This window comes from Vibrio sp. 10N.247.311.12 (assembly GCF_041467515.1).
Taxonomy (GTDB): Bacteria; Pseudomonadota; Gammaproteobacteria; order Enterobacterales; family Vibrionaceae; genus Vibrio; species Vibrio crassostreae_C.
Genome location: NZ_JBFSUV010000001.1, coordinates 166,796 through 186,109, shown reverse-complemented (window position 1 = coordinate 186,109; position 19,314 = coordinate 166,796). Strand labels below are relative to the sequence as shown.

Annotated in this window: 13 protein-coding genes; all 13 read right to left on the bottom strand. The window is 45.3% G+C overall.

Annotated elements, in window-relative coordinates; translation table 11 throughout:
• On the bottom strand, positions 1–3,231 hold the full coding sequence (gene carB, locus AB6E30_RS00750; RefSeq protein ID WP_017059294.1) for a carbamoyl-phosphate synthase large subunit: 3,231 nt from the start codon (positions 3,229–3,231) through the stop codon (positions 1–3).
• 16 nt (positions 3,232–3,247) lie between these two features.
• The gene (gene carA / locus AB6E30_RS00745) at positions 3,248–4,402 is read right to left on the bottom strand and encodes a glutamine-hydrolyzing carbamoyl-phosphate synthase small subunit (protein WP_102319697.1); all 1,155 of its coding nucleotides are present in this window, start codon (positions 4,400–4,402) and stop codon (positions 3,248–3,250) included.
• Positions 4,403–4,905: 503 nt separating this feature from the next.
• A complete protein-coding gene (gene dapB / locus AB6E30_RS00740) occupies positions 4,906–5,730 on the bottom strand; it encodes a 4-hydroxy-tetrahydrodipicolinate reductase (RefSeq protein ID WP_020628676.1) in 825 nt (274 codons plus the stop codon).
• Positions 5,731–5,822: 92 nt separating this feature from the next.
• Positions 5,823–6,221 (bottom strand): 8-oxo-dGTP diphosphatase MutT, encoded by a 399-nt coding sequence (gene mutT / locus AB6E30_RS00735; protein WP_017062897.1) that lies wholly within the window; start codon positions 6,219–6,221, stop codon positions 5,823–5,825.
• 348 nt (positions 6,222–6,569) lie between these two features.
• The gene (gene secA, locus AB6E30_RS00730) at positions 6,570–9,296 is read right to left on the bottom strand and encodes a preprotein translocase subunit SecA (protein ID WP_017059292.1); all 2,727 of its coding nucleotides are present in this window, start codon (positions 9,294–9,296) and stop codon (positions 6,570–6,572) included.
• Positions 9,297–9,686: 390 nt separating this feature from the next.
• A complete protein-coding gene (gene lpxC, locus AB6E30_RS00725; protein WP_010434751.1) occupies positions 9,687–10,604 on the bottom strand; it encodes a UDP-3-O-acyl-N-acetylglucosamine deacetylase in 918 nt (305 codons plus the stop codon).
• 96 nt (positions 10,605–10,700) lie between these two features.
• Positions 10,701–11,930, bottom strand: a complete 1,230-nt coding sequence (gene ftsZ / locus AB6E30_RS00720) for a cell division protein FtsZ (RefSeq protein ID WP_372102401.1) — start codon at positions 11,928–11,930, stop codon at positions 10,701–10,703.
• 31 nt (positions 11,931–11,961) lie between these two features.
• Positions 11,962–13,230, bottom strand: coding sequence for a cell division protein FtsA (gene ftsA / locus AB6E30_RS00715; protein ID WP_010434747.1), 1,269 nt, complete (start codon positions 13,228–13,230; stop codon positions 11,962–11,964).
• Positions 13,223–13,915 carry a cell division protein FtsQ/DivIB gene (locus AB6E30_RS00710; RefSeq protein WP_004729846.1) on the bottom strand — a complete coding sequence of 231 codons (693 nt, stop codon included), beginning with the start codon at positions 13,913–13,915 and terminating at the stop codon, positions 13,223–13,225. The genes ftsA and AB6E30_RS00710 overlap by 8 nt, the downstream gene beginning before the upstream one ends.
• 278 nt (positions 13,916–14,193) lie before the next feature.
• Positions 14,194–15,654 carry a UDP-N-acetylmuramate--L-alanine ligase gene (murC, locus tag AB6E30_RS00705; protein ID WP_057621970.1) on the bottom strand — a complete coding sequence of 487 codons (1,461 nt, stop codon included), beginning with the start codon at positions 15,652–15,654 and terminating at the stop codon, positions 14,194–14,196.
• Positions 15,655–15,667: 13 nt separating this feature from the next.
• Positions 15,668–16,729, bottom strand: coding sequence for an undecaprenyldiphospho-muramoylpentapeptide beta-N-acetylglucosaminyltransferase (gene murG / locus AB6E30_RS00700; protein ID WP_017062898.1), 1,062 nt, complete (start codon positions 16,727–16,729; stop codon positions 15,668–15,670).
• A gap of 12 nt (positions 16,730–16,741) precedes the next feature.
• Positions 16,742–17,938, bottom strand: a complete 1,197-nt coding sequence (gene ftsW, locus AB6E30_RS00695; protein WP_065584711.1) for a cell division protein FtsW — start codon at positions 17,936–17,938, stop codon at positions 16,742–16,744.
• A 22-nt stretch (positions 17,939–17,960) separates the two neighbouring features.
• A complete protein-coding gene (gene murD / locus AB6E30_RS00690; RefSeq protein ID WP_372090020.1) occupies positions 17,961–19,277 on the bottom strand; it encodes a UDP-N-acetylmuramoyl-L-alanine--D-glutamate ligase in 1,317 nt (438 codons plus the stop codon).
• Positions 19,278–19,314 lie beyond the last annotated feature (37 nt).

Here is a 19,314-nt window from a genome sequence, read left to right as displayed (position 1 = left end):
TTAAGCTTGAGAAGCTTTAACCTGAGCGTGTAGCTCTTGAACTGAAGTTACTGACGTTTTCGCGTCTGCAGTGTGCGCCATACAAGTCGCGAATGCAGCGTTTAGCGTAGTCGTGTAGTTAACTTTCTCAGCAAGTGCACCACGACGAAGAACTTTAGAATCTTCAATCGCTTGACGGCCAGCTGCAGTGTTCACGATGTACGTGTACTCGTTGTTCTTGATACGGTCAAGAATGTGAGGACGACCTTCGTGTACCTTGTTTACTAGACGTGGGTTGATGCCCGCTTCGCCAAGGATAACCGCAGTACCGTGAGTTGCGTCTAGCTGGTAACCAAGCTTAGATAGCTTAGATGCTAGGTCAACAACACGCTCTTTGTCGCCTTCGCGAACAGAAAGAAGTGCACGACCGCCTTCTGGGTAGATGTTACCACAACCCAATTCAGCTTTAGAGTATGCTTCTGCGAACGTCGCACCAACACCCATAACTTCACCAGTAGAGCGCATTTCTGGGCCTAACAGTGGGTCAACACCAGGGAACTTGTTGAATGGAAGTACAACTTCTTTCACTGAGTAGTAAGGTGGGATGATTTCTTTCGTAAAGCCTTGAGACTCTAGAGATTGACCCGCCATTACACGAGCGGCAATCTTAGCGATTGGCGCACCAGTTGCTTTAGATACGAATGGAACCGTACGTGCTGCACGAGGGTTAACCTCGATTAGGTACACTTCATTGTTCTTAACAGCAAACTGCGTGTTCATCAGACCACGAACACCCAACTCGAACGCTAGCTTTTCAACTTGCTCGCGCATTACGTCTTGGATTTCTTGGCTTAGCGTGTATGCAGGAAGAGAACATGCTGAGTCACCAGAGTGAACACCCGCTTGCTCGATGTGCTCCATAATACCGCCGATTACAACGCGCTCACCGTCACAAATCGCATCTACGTCTACTTCAACAGCGTCATCTAGGAAGCTATCAAGTAGTACTGGAGATTCGTTTGATACGCTAACTGCTTCGTTGAAGTAGCGACGTAGGTCTTGCTCGTCGTATACGATTTCCATCGCACGACCACCAAGTACGTAAGAAGGACGTACAACCAGTGGGAAGCCGATTTCACGAGATTTCTCTACCGCTTGCTCCATTGTTGTTACTGTCGCGTTTTCTGGTTGAAGTAGGCCTAGACGGTCTACAGCAACTTGGAAACGCTCGCGGTCTTCTGCACGGTCGATTGCGTCTGGGCTAGTACCGATGATTGGTACGCCAGCAGCTTCAAGAGCACGTGCCAGTTTAAGTGGCGTTTGACCACCGTACTGAACGATAACGCCTTTTGGCTTCTCAACACGAGCGATTGCTAGTACGTCTTCCAGAGTTACTGGTTCGAAGTACAGACGGTCAGACGTATCGTAGTCTGTAGAAACTGTCTCAGGGTTACAGTTAACCATGATAGTTTCGTAGCCATCTTCACGTAGCGCTAGTGATGCGTGTACACAACAGTAGTCAAATTCAATGCCTTGGCCGATACGGTTTGGACCGCCGCCTAGAATCATGATTTTTTCTTTGTCTGTTGGGTTTGCTTCACACTCGTCATCGTAAGATGAGTACATGTAAGCCGTATCTGAAGAGAACTCAGCTGCACACGTATCTACACGCTTGTATACCGGGTGGATATCGTATTGGTCACGTAGACGACGGATTTCGCTTTCCGCTACACCTAGAATCTTAGATAGGCGCGCATCAGCAAAACCTTTACGCTTAAGCTTGTTTAGCTCGTCTTTATTTAGACCAGCAAAGCCTTTCGCTTTAAGTTCTTGCTCTAGCTTAACGATGTCTTCGATTTGAACTAGGAACCAACGGTCGATTTGCGTTAGGTTGAATACACCATCTACCGACATACCAGCACGGAATGCGTCAGCGATGTACCAAATACGCTCTGCGCCAGCTTCTTTAAGTTCGTGACGGATAGTCGTTAGAGCATCTGGTGCGTCTAGGTCTACCATTTCGTCAAAACCAGTCGCGCCAACTTCTAGGCCGCGAAGTGCTTTTTGTAGAGATTCTTGTTGGTTACGGCCGATAGCCATAACTTCACCAACCGACTTCATTTGCGTCGTTAGGCGGTCGTTAGCACCTGCAAACTTCTCGAAGTTAAAACGAGGAATCTTAGTTACTACGTAGTCGATTGTTGGTTCGAATGATGCTGGAGTTGCGCCGCCAGTGATGTCATTCATTAGCTCGTCTAGCGTGAAACCAACAGCCAGTTTCGCTGCAATCTTAGCGATTGGGAAACCTGTTGCTTTAGATGCTAGTGCAGAAGAGCGAGATACACGTGGGTTCATTTCGATGATAACCATACGGCCATCTTTCGGGTTGATACCAAACTGTACGTTTGAACCACCTGTTTCAACACCAATCTCACGCAGTACTGCTAGAGATGCGTTACGCATTAGTTGGTATTCTTTATCTGTCAGCGTTTGAGCTGGAGCCACAGTGATTGAGTCACCTGTGTGAATACCCATTGGGTCGAAGTTTTCAATCGCACATACGATGATGCAGTTGTCGTTTTTGTCACGAACCACTTCCATCTCGTACTCTTTCCAACCGATAAGTGATTCATCGATAAGAAGTTCATTAGTTGGAGATAGATCCAAACCACGACGACAGATTTCTTCAAATTCTTCTTTGTTGTAAGCGATACCGCCACCAGTACCACCCATCGTGAACGATGGACGAATGATACAAGGGAAGCCAACCATGTCTAAAACTTTGTAAGCTTCTTCCATCGTTTTCGCTGTATCAGCAGTTGGACACTCAAGGCCAATTGCTTTCATTGCTTTATCGAAGCGTGAACGGTCTTCTGCTTTATCGATAGCGTCAGCCGTTGCACCAATCATTTCAACACCGAACTCTTCAAGAACGCCGTGCTTTTCTAGGTCTAGAGCACAGTTCAATGCAGTTTGGCCACCCATAGTAGGTAGAACTGCATCAGGCTTCTCTTTAGCGATGATGTTACGCACAACTTCCCATTGGATAGGCTCGATGTAAGTTGCATCTGCCATGTCTGGGTCAGTCATGATTGTCGCTGGGTTCGAGTTTACAAGAATAACTCGGTAACCTTCTTCGCGAAGCGCTTTACAAGCTTGAGCACCAGAGTAATCGAACTCACATGCTTGGCCGATAACGATCGGGCCAGCACCTAGAATAAGAATACTTTTAATGTCAGTACGTTTTGGCATTGTTTACTACTCCGAATTACGCTGTGTGCTGTTTGATTAGTTCAATAAAGTGGTCGAATAACGGCGCTGCGTCTTCTGGACCTGGGCTTGCTTCAGGGTGACCTTGGAAGCTGAATGCTGGTTTGTCTGTACGGTGAATACCTTGTAGAGAACCATCAAATAGTGATTTGTGCGTTGCACGTAGTGTCTCTGGAAGGGTTTCTTCGTCAGCAGCAAAGCCGTGGTTTTGCGAAGTAATCATCACAACATCACGATCTAAATCTTTAACCGGGTGGTTTGCGCCGTGGTGACCAAACTTCATCTTCACTGTCTTAGCGCCTGACGCAAGAGCAAGAATCTGGTGACCTAGACAGATACCGAAGATTGGTAAGCCTTTTTCTAGGAACACTTTTGTCGCTTCAATTGCGTAAGTACATGGTTCTGGGTCACCAGGGCCATTTGAAAGGAAAACACCGTCTGGGTTCAGAGCAAGTACTTCTTCAGCTGAAGTCTCAGCAGGAACAACCGTTAGGCGGCAGCCGCGGTCAACAAGCATTCGTAGGATGTTTCGTTTTGCACCGAAGTCATAAGCAACAACGTGGTATGGCAATTCTGAGTCTGATTTCGCTTCAGGAAGTCCACCCGTAAGCGTCCACGAACCTTGTTTCCATTGATACGCTTCTTTTGTTGTAACTTCTTTCGCAAGGTCCATACCTTTCAGGCCAGGGAATTCTTTTGCTTTAGCAAGAGCTAGAGCTTCGTCTAGGTTGCCGTCGTTTACTGAAGAGCCAGCTACAATACAACCGTTCTGTGCGCCTTTTTCACGAAGAATACGCGTCAACTTACGAGTATCAATATCAGCGATACCAACAACGTTTTGCGACTTAAGGTAATCAGAAAGGGATTGTTCATTACGGAAGTTAGAAGCGATTAGAGGGAGATCGCGAATCACAAGGCCTTGAGCATGGATTGAAGAAGATTCTTCGTCTTCGGAATTGGTTCCGGTATTGCCAATGTGAGGGTAAGTAAGGGTAACGATTTGTTGAGAATAGGAAGGATCAGTGAGGATTTCTTGGTACCCCGTCATCGAGGTATTAAAAACGACTTCACCAACTGCAGAACCTACAGCGCCAATGGCTTCACCGTGAAATACTGTCCCATCTTCTAGGACGAGTAGTGCTGACTTCTTCAAGACAACCTCCAGAAATAAAAATGCATTAAAATTGATTTAATTTGCAAATCTACCTTCCTGCAACACCAAAAACTGCGTGTTTATGGAAATTAGACAAATTGGCGGTATTTTAGTGATCTGCGTGATACGTGTCAACATTTAACTCAAAAGAAATTAAACATTTGTAAGGACTAATTCAATTTACCCCCTCAAAGCTCCAAAAGTTCAACTTTCATACGCATTTAGCTCGAATATTACGATTTTCTAATTTTCACCCCTCATTTTAGCCAACCATAGAGTGATAAAAATATCAGCAACAAAACGCAATCGATAAATACCAAGAGAAAACATGACAATTTAAAGTTCTAAAACAAAAAACATACTAAAGACCACATAAACAGCATAGAAATGGAGTCAAAAAGGCGATAAGAAGAAAGTAGAAGGAAGATCGGAGAAGTGAGATTACTAAGGAAAAGGCACCAAATAAAGAAAGCGCCGGCAATTGCCAGCGCATAAATATCTATTTATAGGTCATTCAAACCAAGCACATCCGTCATGGTATAAAAGCCTGCTGGTTTATCATTTAACCAAACCGCGGCCTTGATTGCGCCATTAGCAAAGGTCATTCGATCAGTGGCTTTATGGGTAATTTCCACTCGTTCACCGATATCAGCAAACATAGCGGTGTGTTCACCAATAATGTCACCGGCACGAATCGTCGCGAAACCAATCTCATCTTTAGTGCGCTCGCCAGTAATACCCTCGCGTGACCATACAGCTACATCGTTCAGCTCGTTGCCCATAGCACCCGCAATAGCTTCGCCCATACCAATCGCAGTACCTGACGGTGCATCGACTTTATGACGGTGATGAGCCTCAACGATCTCGACATCACAGTAGTCGCCCATCACTTTAGCGGCCTTCTCTAGCAGCTTAAAGACCAGGTTCACACCAACGCTGTAGTTAGGTGCCATTACGATAGCCATCTCTTTTGAAGCAGCATCAATCACCTGCTTCTCTTCTTCAGAGAAGCCCGTTGTACCGATGATCAGTTTTTTACCGTGACGTTTACAAAGTTCAATATTCGCTAATGTGCTAACAGGGGCAGTAAAATCGACAATCACATCAAACTCTTCGATGGCTTTAGACAAATCATCGACTAAAGCAACATCAAAACGACCTTCACCGCATAACTCGCCGACATCTACGCCGACCAAAGATGACTCTGGACGCTCTGAACCAGCTCCAACACTTGCTTCTGAATTATGATGAGCGGCTTTCACCAAGTTGCGGCCCATGCGGCCCGCTGCTCCTGCAATTGCAATTCTTACCACTGCGAATATCTCCATTGTTTTGGTTACCGTTGCCACTTATCTCTTGCAGCAACGTTCAATCGATTAATCTCTTTAAACTAACAACAATCTCAAACTCAGGCTAGCAATTACGAAAACTCTTTTATTACTCGCTCTAAAATTGGCACATTTGCCTCTGGGAAGGCGTATTGATTCAATGATTCTAGGCTTACCCATTCACCTTGCTGACCTTCTTTACCATAAGGCTGCTCTTCAAAATCAGTCACGAGAATGAAATCGAACTTAAGTGACTTATCGGTGTAATCAAATTCAAGATGCTCAAACAGAGACTGCTCGGTCACCTTGATACCGACCTCTTCATCAAGCTCGCGAGTCATCGCTTGCTCAATAGTTTCGCCCTCTTCAACCTTGCCACCTGGAAATTCCCAGAAGCCACCTTTGTGCTTGTCATCTGGACGCTTAGTGATAAAGACCTGTGACTTATCTTGATTGAAGATAATACCCGCTACGATATGGATTCTTTTCATTGATGGTGTTCCTTAATAAAACGCTGAACTCACATAGTCCCTAAATACGTCATCCTCAAGAAAGAGGAACGACTGAGTTGGGGATCTAAAACTACGCGAGCCTAACTAAACAAGATTCCCTACTACGCTCACTCCTCGCTATAGGGAATGACAACTTCCTTGCGTAACAAAGTAAGCCATGAAATTTACATACAAAAAGAGCCGCCTAAGCGACTCTTTATATTCTATTTGTCAGTTTTATGAAGCTAAGTTGTAGTGTATGAGAGCAAGGCGGTGGCACGGAGCTTACGACTGTAAGTGAGTACCACCAACGCAGCTATCATGCGCTACAGCAACGATTCATTAAACTTACGCGATTTTACCGTGACACTGCTTGTACTTCTTACCGCTACCACATGGGCATGGCTCGTTACGGCCAACTTTACGCTCGTCACGCACTACCGTTTGTGGAGATGCCGCTTCAGCTTCATCGTCAGCTAGCTGGTTTTCAGCTGTTGCATGTTGCGCTTGTGCACGACGCGCCGCTTCTTCAGCTTGAGCTTGACGTTGAGCTTCCATCTTTTCAACTTCTTCTTGTTGCTGAACGCGCACTTTAGAAAGGATGGTAACAACGTCTGTTTTCAGTACATCTAGTAGGCCTTCAAACAGTTCAAACGACTCGCGCTTGTACTCTTGTTTCGGGTTCTTCTGAGCATAACCACGTAAGTGGATACCTTGACGAAGGTGATCCATCGCAGCCAAGTGCTCTTTCCAAAGGCCGTCTAGCGTTTGTAGCATCACAGATTTCTCGAAGTTACGCAGTACTTGAGCACCAACCACTTCTTCTTTCTGTTTGTACGAATCAACCGCCATAGCAAGAATACGCTCACGCAATGCTTCTTCATAAAGCTTGTCGTCTTCGTCTAACCAACCTTGAATATCAAAGTCTAGATCGAAGTCATTCTTCAGACGATCTTGCAGACCCGCGATATCCCACATATCTTCAAGAGACTGAGGTGCGATGTATTCATCAATCACTGATGCCAATACATCTTCACGGTTGTGTTCGATCATCTCGCTGATATCGTCAGAGCTCATCAGTTCATCACGAAGCTCATAAACCACTTTACGTTGGTCATTGGCTACATCATCGTACTCAAGAAGCTGCTTACGAATATCGAAGTTACGACCTTCAACTTTACGTTGTGCTTTTTCAATTGAGCGAGAAAGCATCTTAGATTCGATCGCTTCGCCTTCGTCCATACCACTTTGGATAAGACCAGCCATACGATCCGATGTGAAGATACGTAGCAGAGAATCTTCCATTGATAGGTAGAAACGAGAAGAACCCGCATCACCTTGACGACCAGAACGACCACGTAGCTGGTTGTCGATACGGCGAGATTCATGACGCTCAGTACCAATGATGTGCAGACCACCTGACTCAAGCACTTTATCGTGGATTACTCTCCAGTCAGCTTTGATCTTCTCGATCTGCTCTTTGGTTGGATTCTCTAGCTTCTCAACTTGTGCCTGCCAGCTACCACCTAATACGATATCGGTACCACGACCAGCCATGTTAGTTGCGATAGTTACCGCACTCGGCATACCAGCTTGTGCAACGATCTCTGCTTCCATTTCGTGGAATTTAGCATTTAGAACGCTGTGCTTAATTTTTGCTTTTTTCAGTGCGTTAGACAGTAGTTCAGACTTCTCGATAGAAACCGTACCAACCAATGATGGCTGACCAGCAGCTACACGGTCTTTGATGTCTTCAATGATCGCATTGAACTTGTCTTCTTCGGTACGATAAACCACATCTGGCATATCGTTACGAACCATAGGCTTGTTGGTTGGGATAACCACTGTTTCTAGGCCGTAGATAGACTGAAATTCGAAAGCTTCTGTATCGGCTGTACCTGTCATACCTGACAGTTTTTCGTATAGACGGAAGAAGTTCTGGAATGTAATCGATGCTAGCGTCTGGTTTTCATTCTGAATCTTCACACCTTCTTTAGCTTCAACAGCTTGGTGTAAACCTTCAGACCAACGACGACCTGGCATAGTACGACCAGTATGTTCATCAACGATAACCACTTCGCCTTCTTCAGTAACGATGTAGTCGACGTCTTTCTCAAACAGTACGTGTGCACGCAGCGCTGCATTAACATGGTGCAATAGGCTGATATTAGTTGGAGAGTAAAGCGTGTCACCCTCTTCCATCAGGCCGTTTTTGACCATTAGCTCTTCTACAAATTCTTGACCGTTTTCAGTCAGGTGAACCTGTTTCGATTTCTCGTCCATGGTGTAGTGACCTTCACCACGGTACTCTTCAGAATCTTCTTTATCTTGGCGCTCAAGGTTAGGGATCAACGTGTTAATACGCGTGTAAAGATCTGAACTATCTTCAGCTGGGCCAGAGATAATAAGTGGAGTACGAGCTTCATCGATTAAGATTGAGTCAACCTCATCGACAACAGCAAAGAAGCGCTCACGTTGAACACGATCTTCAGCACGGAAAGCCATGTTGTCACGTAGGTAATCGAAGCCAAACTCGTTGTTTGTTCCGTATAGGATATCCGCTTGGTACGCTTCTTTCTTCTCTGGTGGAGCCATGTTTGGCACGTTTACGCCAACAGTCATACCAAGGAATTCAAATAATGGGCGGTTTGTTTCCGCATCACGCTTCGCTAGGTAGTCGTTCACCGTTACTACGTGAACACCTTTGCTAGGTAGGGCGTTAAGATAAGCTGGTAGGGTTGCTGTAAGAGTCTTACCTTCACCAGTACGCATTTCTGCAATTTGGCCAGCATTTAGAACCATGCCACCAATCATTTGCACGTCAAAGTGACGCATGCCGTAAACACGCTTAGACGCTTCACGTACCGTAGCAAATGCTTCAGGTAGAAGTTGGTCTAGCGATTCACCTTTATCTAAGCGCTCACGAAATTCAACCGTTTTTGCTTTTAGTTCTTCGTCTGAAAGTGCTTCAAACGTTGGTTCGAAGTTATTAATTTCTTTTACAATTTTTCTAAGGCGGCGCAGTGTTCTGTCATTGCGACTGCCAATTACCTTTGTCAGCAGCTTAGTAATCATGTGCTTGGAATCTCTTCGTTCTCAGATCGTCCGCGATCTATTTTAAATGCCGTCAGTGTCTCTACTAGCTATGAACTAGTCTTCAGTTACTAACCAAGGATACTGAGATAAATCTAGTATCTTTGATATTGTACTTGAGAGTAGAGTTTTCAAGGCTTGAGTTAAAATTAATGCCCTTTAGTGTAAGTAATTTTCACACCAACAACCATTTATAACCCCATTTGTTTGATGTGCTTGGAACTTTTCTTTCTAATTGCTGATGGATTAGCCAGACTGCAGCTCATTGGGAGACAACTTTCGGATGTTGACGACACTGTATCTGGAAAATAGATACAAAAAAACCAGGTCAATGACCTGGTTTTCGAAATCTTATATTGCTGTAAACAACAATTACGCTAGAACCATTCCTGGTTCAGCAAATGCAACAGGAGAGCCTACTTCTTCTTCGAATGTTGCCCATTCCCAAGCTTCTGCGTCAGCAAGTACTGCACGTAGTAGTTGGTTGTTTAGGCCGTGACCTGATTTGTATGCACGAAACTCACCAATAATAGCGTGTCCACACATGTACAAGTCACCAATCGCATCTAGTACTTTATGAGTTACGAACTCATTGTCAAAACGTAGACCCTCTTCATTAAGAATTCGGTATTCGTCAAGTACGATAGCATTATCAAAGCTACCACCAAGTACTAGGTTTTGAGATTGTAGATACTCAATGTCGCGCATGAAGCCGAAAGTACGAGCGCGAGAGATTTCTTTCACAAAACCTTGTGAAGAGAAATCAAACAACAAACGTTGCTCATCAGATTCAATTGCTGGGTGGTTAAAGTCGATCTCAAAGTCCATACGGAAGCCGTTAAATGGAACAAACTCTGCCCACTTATCGCCATCTTCAAAACGGATAGGCTTTTTGATACGAATAAAACGCTTCGCTGCATTCAGTGTTTCTACACCCGCTTGCTGTAGCAAGTATACGAATGGGCTTGCGCTACCATCCATAATTGGGATTTCAGGAGCATCTACTTCAACAATAATGTTGTCGATGCCCATACCCGCTAAAGCTGCGTTAAGGTGTTCCACTGTAGAGATACGTACGCCTTCGTCATTAACAAGAGCTGTACATAGCATAGTGTCACGAACTGACGCTGGATCAGCTGGGAAATCTACAGGTGGATTTACATCTGTACGACGATAAACAATACCTGTATTTGCAGCTGCCGGGCGAAGAGTAAGTGTGACTTTACGACCAGAGTGGAGACCCACACCAGTTGTTTTCACAATTTCTTTCAGAGTACGTTGTCTGATCATCTGCTTGCCTCGTTATCAGTGCTACAAATCACGGTCAGTATTTACCGACCGCGAATTTTACCATTAATTCGACGATAGTCAAATTTTGGGTATTTGTTAATCAGCCTGACGTCGTAAGAATGCTGGAATATCTAAGTATCCACTCTCTTTCTCAGCCTTAGGTGCTGCACTTTGGCTAGCGCCTGAACCTGAAGAAACAGGTGACGTTGTTGGTTGCGGCTTAACTTGAGGTTTAACCTCAGTTTTTTCTTGCAATGGTTGTGCCACTTTCTCTTCCACTTTTGGTGCAGTTTGAGCCGCTACCTGTGGTTGAGGAGTTGGTGCAACCTTAGCTTTACCACCAGCAACTAATGTAATGTCTGGTTTTTTCTCTGTGCCGATACCTGTTGCAACAACAGTTACGCGGATTTCATCTGTCATATCAGGGTCTAGAGAAGTACCAATCACAACTGTTGCATTATCAGATGCGAATGCCTTAACTGTATTACCTACTGTTTCGAACTCATCTAGACGCATATCTAGGCCTGCAGTGATGTTCACAAGAACGCCACGCGCGCCAGCTAGGTCGATGTCTTCTAGTAGTGGGCTAGAAATTGCTGTTTCAGCAGCTTCTTCAGCACGGTCTTCACCTTTTGCGATACCGCTACCCATCATTGCATGACCCATCTCAGACATTACGGTGCGAACATCCGCGAAATCGACGTTAATCATACCAGGGCGAGTAATTAGCTCAGCGATACCTTGTACAGCGTTTTTAAGTACATCATTTGCACTTGCGAAAGCTTCTAGCAGAGTTACGCCGCGGCCAAGTACTTTAAGTAGCTTTTCATTTGGAATCGTAATTAATGAATCCACATGTTTAGAAAGCTCTTCAATACCTTGCTCAGCAAACGCTAAACGCTTTTTGCCTTCAAAGCTAAATGGCTTAGTTACAACAGCAACCGTCAGCACACCCAACTCTTTCGCAACTTCAGCAATAACTGGAGCAGCACCTGTACCAGTCCCACCGCCCATACCAGCTGCGATAAATACCATATCGGCGCCAGTTAGAACTTCTTTAATTCTTTCTCGATCTTCGAGAGCTGCATCACGGCCTACTTGTGGGTTTGCACCAGCGCCCAAACCTTTAGTGATATCACCACCAATTTGGATCACGCTGCTCACGCTTGTTTTACGAAGTGCTTGTGCATCAGTGTTAACACTGATGAATTCTACGCCTTCGATTGATTCACGTACCATGTGCTCAACAGCGTTACCGCCACCGCCACCAACTCCAACGACTTTAATTACTGCATCGTCAGACATTTCCATCATCGGTTCAAACATGTGTTATCTCCGTTTTTTCCTGCAACTCAGGTTAAAACTCTTTTTGTATCCAATTACGCAATTTGCCAAATAAACCAGACATAGAAGGTGCTGAACGCTTAGGTTCGCTGTAATCACCTTCATCACTGATCTGACAATCTCTTGCGTAATGAAGTAAACCAACCGCCGTAGAATGATACGGCTCTTTAACATAGTCAGTTAAGCCACTAACTTCTAACGGCTTACCAACTCGAACTTGATTGCGGAAAACACGTTCCGCACACTCTACCAATCCGTCAATTTGTGCCGCTCCACCAGTGAGAACGACGCCAGCTGCAAGGTGGTGTTTAATACCTTCATCTCGTAGCTGTAATTGAACCGTATCAATAGTTTGGTTAACGAGACCCATAAGTTCAGTGTAACGTGGTTCAATCACTTCCGACAAAGTTTGTCGTTGCAAACTTCTCGATGGGCGACCACCAACACTTGGGACGTTAACAGAGTCATCCTTGCTTACGAGTTCACTCAGAGCGCAACCATGGTTTACTTTTATCTCTTCAGCATCGCTCACTGGCGTGCCGAAAGCGAAGGCAATATCACTGGTTACTGCATTTCCTGCGTAGGAAAAGACTTCTGTGTGTCGAAGTGCGCCGCCAGTCCAAATGGAAATATCCATTGTACCCGCACCGATATCGACAACACATACTCCAAGCTCCCTCTCGTCTTCAGTAATTACCGCATTGCTTGAGGCAAGTCCTGAAAACACGATTTGTTCTACTGTGAGACCACATCGTTCAACAGCTTTAATAATGTTTCTCGCCATGTCGCTATGGCAAGAAATTAGGTGAACACTGACTTCCATTCGAACACCAGATAAGCCAAGTGGGTTCTTAATCCCTTCTTGATAATCAATGGTAAATTCTTGTGGGATCACGTGCAGAATTCTCTGCTCATCACCTATTTTAATTGATTTCGCGGTATGGATCGCTCGATCCATATCGTCTTGAGACACCTCTTCATCAGAGATAGTGCCCATGCCTTTTTCAATTCGGCTTGCGATATGTTTACCCGATAGCGAGATAAATACATTGCTGATTTGGCATTCCGCCATCAACTCTGCTTGATCAATAGCTCGCTGAACCGACTTAACTACCGACTCTAGGTCGTTTACACCACCTTTATCCATACCTCTGGATGGGCTTTGCCCTGAACCAATGATATTGATTTGACCATCAGGCAATATTTCACCAACTAGAGCTGATATGGTCGCAGTGCCTATATCAAGACCAACGATTATGTTGTCATCTGCGGTCTTAGTCATCTGTGCTCTCTTCTAACTCTTGCTCTGGAAACCAGCCTACAGCGGCTCCCGTATCATACCTGAGGTCGATGTAGCTCACTTGATTCGCTTTACTACCAAGTTCGTTGTAAAGCGAAATGAAGCGTTCAACACGCTCATCTAAAGAATCTTTACCTAGTTCTAAACGGATACCGTTATCTAGGATTATTTGCCAAGCGCGACGCTCATTGAGAACGAGCGAGGTAACGGTTAACCCTAGATTGTTAATCAAAGGAGTTATTTGTCGCCACTTTTCTATCACTTTTTGGCTGGTGCCGTCTGGGCCGTAAAGCTTGACTCGATCGCCCTTCAAAAGACCGATATCACCATTAAACACCTGACCATTATCATTCAACAGCATGTTACCGTTCCAGATTGCTGCTGCATGATACTCAGTCAAAAATACTTTTATTGTGTCTGGCCACTGCTTACGAATGGAGACCACTGAAACCCAAGGTAACGCTTCTAAACTGTCTTGCAACACACCGATGTCTTGCGACATGAACGTTCCAATATGCTCTAGCTCGCCAAAGGCATGTTGAACATCACCAGCAGTTACGTAAGTTAAGTCGCCTTGAAGTACTATTTTGGAGAGAGGCAATCGCTGATCGTCCCACATCCAAGTCAGTGTGGTATAGAAAAGAAATCCAATGAATAGCAGTACCATGACAAAAAAAGACCCGCCTACAGCGTGTTTCTTTAGCGATGGTAAACTGAATAGGTGGCGGTTTTCGCTAAAAGTACTTTCTACCAAAGCCCGCATTCCCTGTCGTTGGTTCGCAATTCTATTCCCTATCTTCGTAATAGAGGTAAAAGCACTTACTTTAACCTGTGAATTATACTGAGCAAAATCAAACTATCAAACGTTGATAATAAGATTTTTGGTCAATTTTAGGTCAATCGCAAGAAGTGAGCGATCAACCACAGTCTGTATACAGTATTCTGTTACGCGTTTTGCATCTTATTAATGTCTAATTGTAGCGATTCAAGTTGCTTCGCTACACGACCAACATCACCAGCACCCTGTGTTAAAACAAGGTCTCCGCCTTGAATAACGTTGGCTAAAACCGACGGCAGCGTGTTGATATCAGCAACAAAGATGGGATCAATCTTACCACGCCCACGAATAGTTCGACTTAACGAGCGTCCGTCAGCCCCTGCAATAGGTTTCTCACCTGCAGAATAAACATCTAACAGAATAAGCACATCAACCTGCTCAAGAACGTTCGCGAAGTCATCATACAGATCGCGAGTGCGGCTATAACGGTGCGGTTGGAAGATCATCACAAGACGTTTATCAGTCCAACCACTTCGTGCAGCTTGAATGGTGACATCAACTTCGGTTGGGTGATGGCCGTAATCATCGACCAGCATTGCAACACCCTTACCCGTTTCATATTCACCAAGGTGATCGAAACGGCGACCCGTGCCTTCCGTTCCCGCCATCGCTTTGAGAATCGCTTCATCGCTGATGTCATCTTCTGTTGCAACAGCAATCGCCGCGGATGCATTCAATGCATTGTGACGACCTGGAATGTTTAACGTGATATCAAGGTTAGCTTTACCTTCACGTACCACTGTGAATTTGCCTTGCTGGCCTTCTTGTACGTAGTTCTCAATACGAATATCCGCATCTTCAGAGAAACCGTAAGTAATCACCTGGCGACTTACCTGAGGAATAAGCTCACGCACTACTGGATCATCAACACACATCACAGCCTGACCGTAGAATGGTAGGTTGTGTAAAAAATCAATAAACGTCTGCTTTAGCGTTTCAAAATCGCCGCCGTAGGTATCCATATGATCCGCTTCAATGTTAGTTACGATACTAACCATAGGTTGCAGATGTAAAAATGAAGCATCACTCTCATCGGCTTCAGCGATAAGAATACGGCTTGAACCTAAACGTGCGTTAGTGCCAGCACTTTTAACCAAACCACCGTTTACGAAGGTTGGATCTAGGCCGGCTTCCGAGTAAATCTGTGTCACTAGCGCAGTCGTGGTTGTTTTACCGTGCGTACCTGCCACAGCAATACCGTGACGAAAACGCATCAGCTCAGCCAGCATTTCTGCACGACGAACGATCGGTGTGCGCGCTTCACGAGCTGCAATAATTTCTGGGTTTTCTTCGTTGATAGCGGTTGAAACAACCACCACACTTGCGTCGGCAACGTTACTCGCTTGGTGACCGATATAAACGGTCGCACCCTTGCTAACTAAACGATCAGTCACTGGGTTTTGAGCAATATCAGAACCCGTGATCTGGTAGCCTTCATTTAGCAAGACTTCAGCAATCCCGCTCATTCCGGCACCACCAATACCAATGAAGTGGATAGATTTAACACGGCGCATCTCTGGCACCATTGCACGGATTTGCGCTAAGTCTTGGGTATGTTCAATCGTCATCAATTCAATCTCATTATTTTGCTAAAGCTTTAATCGCTTCAGCGACGGTCACATCAGCATCAAGCTTGGCGGCTTGACGAGCTTTTGTTGCCATCATTTTTAATTCATTTCTATCAAGCTGCGCGATAGTGTTCGCTAGCTTATCAGCCGTTAGTTGAGGCTGTTCAATCATTAACGCTGCGCCACATTCAACTAAATGGTCGGCATTCAACGCTTGTTGTCTGTCTTTGTGCATAAACGGAACGAAGATAGAACCGACACCTGCCGCAGACACTTCTGATACGGTTAATGCACCTGAGCGACACACTAATAGATCTGCCCACTCATAAGCTTGCGCCACATCATCAATAAATTCAGTCACTTGAACATTACCAACAGAATGTGATTTGTATTGCTCAATAACTTGTTGTTGATTGTTCTTACCCGCTTGGTGCATCACAGTGAAGCCTTCACCAAGCTGCGCCATCGTTACTGGCAAGGTATCGTTTAGGATTTTTGCGCCCTGACTGCCGCCCATAACCAAGATGCGGATGTCACCATCACGCTCAGCCATGCGTTGCTCGGGTTCAGCTAAGGCAACCACATCTTCGCGTACTGGGTTACCCACCACTTCTGCGGTAGGGAAAGCACCAGGGAAAGCTTGGAAAACCTTTTTAGCAATCTTAGACAGCCATTGGTTGGTTAAACCTGCCACTGCATTTTGTTCATGGAGAACCACTGGAATGCCAGACAACCATGCCGCGATACCACCCGGGCCACTCACGTAGCCACCCATACCAAGTACCACATCAGGCTGCCATGCTTTGATGTGTTGCCTTGCTTGAAGTATGGCATTAATAATCTGGAACGGCGCTTTAATTAACTTGCTAATGCCTTGACCACGCAGGCCTTTCACTTTGATGAAGTCGATTTCAATGCCATGCTTTGGCACTAAATCCGCTTCCATTCTGTCTGCTGTGCCTAACCAGCGAATTTCCCAACCTTGTTGCTGAAGCTTTTTCGCTACTGCTAACCCTGGGAAAACGTGACCGCCAGTACCACCAGCCATCACTAAAAGTTTTTTGTTTTGTTTCATCACGTTAGATTCTTATTCTACTAATTCGTTTTGACTATCAGCTTGTTCTTTTTGTTGCATTCGGCATTCGTGGTCAATGCGCAGCAGCATTGATACCGCCACAGACATAACAATTAAACTCGAACCACCATAACTGATTAGCGGTAGGGTTAGACCTTTGGTCGGAACGATGCCAGATGCAGCACCTACGTTAACAAGCGTCTGAAACGCAAACCAAATACCAATACCAAAAGCCAGATAGCCGCTGAACACTTGATCGTGTTCAAAGGCTTTTTTACCTATCAGAATGGCTTTTAACACCAAGCTGAAGATCAACATTAATACTAAGGTAACACCGACAAAGCCAAGCTCTTCAGCCAACACAGCAAATACAAAATCGGTATGCGCTTCTGGTAAGTATTCGAGTTTTTGAATCGAGTTACCAAGCCCTTGCCCCATCCAATCACCACGGCCAAACGCCATCAATGACTGAGTTAACTGGTAACCACTGCCGAACGGGTCGTTCCAAGGTTCCCAGAATGAGGTAACACGTCGAACACGATAAGGTTCTATAACAATCAAACCGACGACCGCGGCAATACCTGCCACCATCAAGGCGATAAACTGTGAAAGCTTGGCACCAGCAATGAATAGCATGCCGAACAGGGTCACTAGCATTACGACCACAGTACCTAAATCGGGCTGGCCTAGCAGCAGCACGGCAAAAGCGCCGAATACCATGATCGGTTTACCAAAACCACCGAAGAAGGTTTTTCTCACTTCATCTTGCTTCCGAACCAAGTAGCCCGCCATAAAGATAAACAGCGATAACTTGGCGACTTCAGCGGGTTGTAAGTTAAATAGCCCTAATGGGATCCAACGCGATGCGCCGTTAACCGACTTACCGACGGCTAATACCACAATCAGCAAGAAGAAGGACAAGCCCAGTAGATACATACTGTATTGAAACCAGCGTTGCATCGGGATTTGCAATATGACGCTAGAGACACCTAAAGCCAATACAAGGAAGATGGCATGACGGAACATAAAGTGAAACGGCTGATCGGTTAAACGAGCACTGATGGGGAACGAAGCAGACGTCACCATCACCAAACCTGTCAGCATTAGCCCAAGAGCAATCCACACCAATTGACGATCGTAAAGCGCCTCGGGAGTAGCACGGTTTAGCCACTGCCAGATGGATTGATTAATCTCTTTGACTCTTTGCACTGAATGTTAGTCCTTCAACACGTTAAGCATACTCATGAGCAAGCTCAGTGAACGCATCACCTCTTGCCATGAAATTATTAAATTGATCGAAGCTTGCGCACGCCGGAGACAGCATCACCATATCTCCAGCCACCAGCTGTGGCGAGATAGATTCGATTATCTGCTGCATGGTATCGAACTTTTGTGCCGATGGGTGCAGAGGCATGAATTGATCTGCATCTTCACCGAAACAACACAGCTGAACACGCTCAAGTTGCGCCAATACTGGTTCAAGCTCACTAAAGTCAGCACCTTTACCAACGCCGCCAACCAAAAGATATAACGTACCTTGATACTCCAACCCAGACAGGGCTGCCAATGTGCTGGCTACATTCGTTGCTTTGGAGTCATTAACCCATTTGATTTCGCGCTTGTCAGCCACGACTTGGCAACGATGCGTCAAACCGTTATAGGCCTTCAAAGCATCAAGACTTTTGCTGTAGTCGATACCAACTTGCTTCAATAGTGCAAGTGAGACTAACGCATTCGCCACATTGTGACGTCCAACCAATGTTAAATCTTGGGTAGCAAGGACAGGTTTACCGTTGTCCATTAGCCATTCGGTACCATCAACTGTCGCGACACCAAACTCTTGATCGTCGAGTCCGAATGTTACTAATGACATGTTGTGGTCTGGATACGTCTCTTTGTCGTCGCGGTTAACAATCGCACACTGCGCGTTATTAAAAATTCTTAACTTGGCTTCACGATAATCAGCCATACCCTGATAGCGATCCATGTGATCTTCTGACAGGTTCAAAAAGGCTGCTGCTACAAGGTTTAGGTTCGATGTGGTTTCTAACTGGAAGCTTGAAAGCTCAAGCACATATAAATCTGCATCAAGCTCAAGAAGGTCTAAAGCCGGAATACCAATATTGCCACCGACACCAACGTTAAGGCCAGCCGCTTTAGCAAGTACGCCTGTCAAATCCGTCACGGTACTCTTGCCGTTTGAACCAGTAATCGCCACGACAGGTTTATTCACCGCCCAGCCAAACAACTCAATGTCACCGACAACAGGCGTACCTGCTTGAAGCACATCTTGAATTTCAGGGGTTGCTAAGGCGATACCTGGGTTAGCTACCACCAAATCAGCTTCCGCTAACCATTGGCTATTCCAGCTTCCAGAATGCAGCTCTACCGACTCAGGCAAAGATTCCTTTCCTGGTGGTAGCTCTCGCGTATCAATCACCTTCACATGAGTATGAGGCTGATATTTTACGAGATGTTTAACGACAGAGAGCCCGGTAATACCGAGCCCCACAACCACTACATTTTGAATATTTTGCCAACGTTCCATTTAAACAAGATGCTCTTAATAGTTTTAAAGAGCCCCT

Bases quoted from the DNA above. Each gene is read 5' to 3' on its own strand.
- carB (WP_017059294.1), bottom strand. From the start codon at position 3,231: ATGCCAAAACGTACTGACATTAAAAGTATTCTTATTCTAGGTGCTGGC.
- dapB (WP_020628676.1), bottom strand. From the start codon at position 5,730: ATGGAGATATTCGCAGTGGTAAGAATTGCAATTGCAGGAGCAGCGGGC.
- mutT (WP_017062897.1), bottom strand. From the start codon at position 6,221: ATGAAAAGAATCCATATCGTAGCGGGTATTATCTTCAATCAAGATAAG.
- secA (WP_017059292.1), bottom strand. From the start codon at position 9,296: ATGATTACTAAGCTGCTGACAAAGGTAATTGGCAGTCGCAATGACAGA.
- lpxC (WP_010434751.1), bottom strand. From the start codon at position 10,604: ATGATCAGACAACGTACTCTGAAAGAAATTGTGAAAACAACTGGTGTG.
- ftsZ (WP_372102401.1), bottom strand. From the start codon at position 11,930: ATGTTTGAACCGATGATGGAAATGTCTGACGATGCAGTAATTAAAGTC.
- ftsA (WP_010434747.1), bottom strand. From the start codon at position 13,230: ATGACTAAGACCGCAGATGACAACATAATCGTTGGTCTTGATATAGGC.
- AB6E30_RS00710 (WP_004729846.1), bottom strand. From the start codon at position 13,915: ATGGTACTGCTATTCATTGGATTTCTTTTCTATACCACACTGACTTGG.
- murC (WP_057621970.1), bottom strand. From the start codon at position 15,654: ATGACGATTGAACATACCCAAGACTTAGCGCAAATCCGTGCAATGGTG.
- murG (WP_017062898.1), bottom strand. From the start codon at position 16,729: ATGAAACAAAACAAAAAACTTTTAGTGATGGCTGGTGGTACTGGCGGT.
- murD (WP_372090020.1), bottom strand. From the start codon at position 19,277: ATGGAACGTTGGCAAAATATTCAAAATGTAGTGGTTGTGGGGCTCGGT.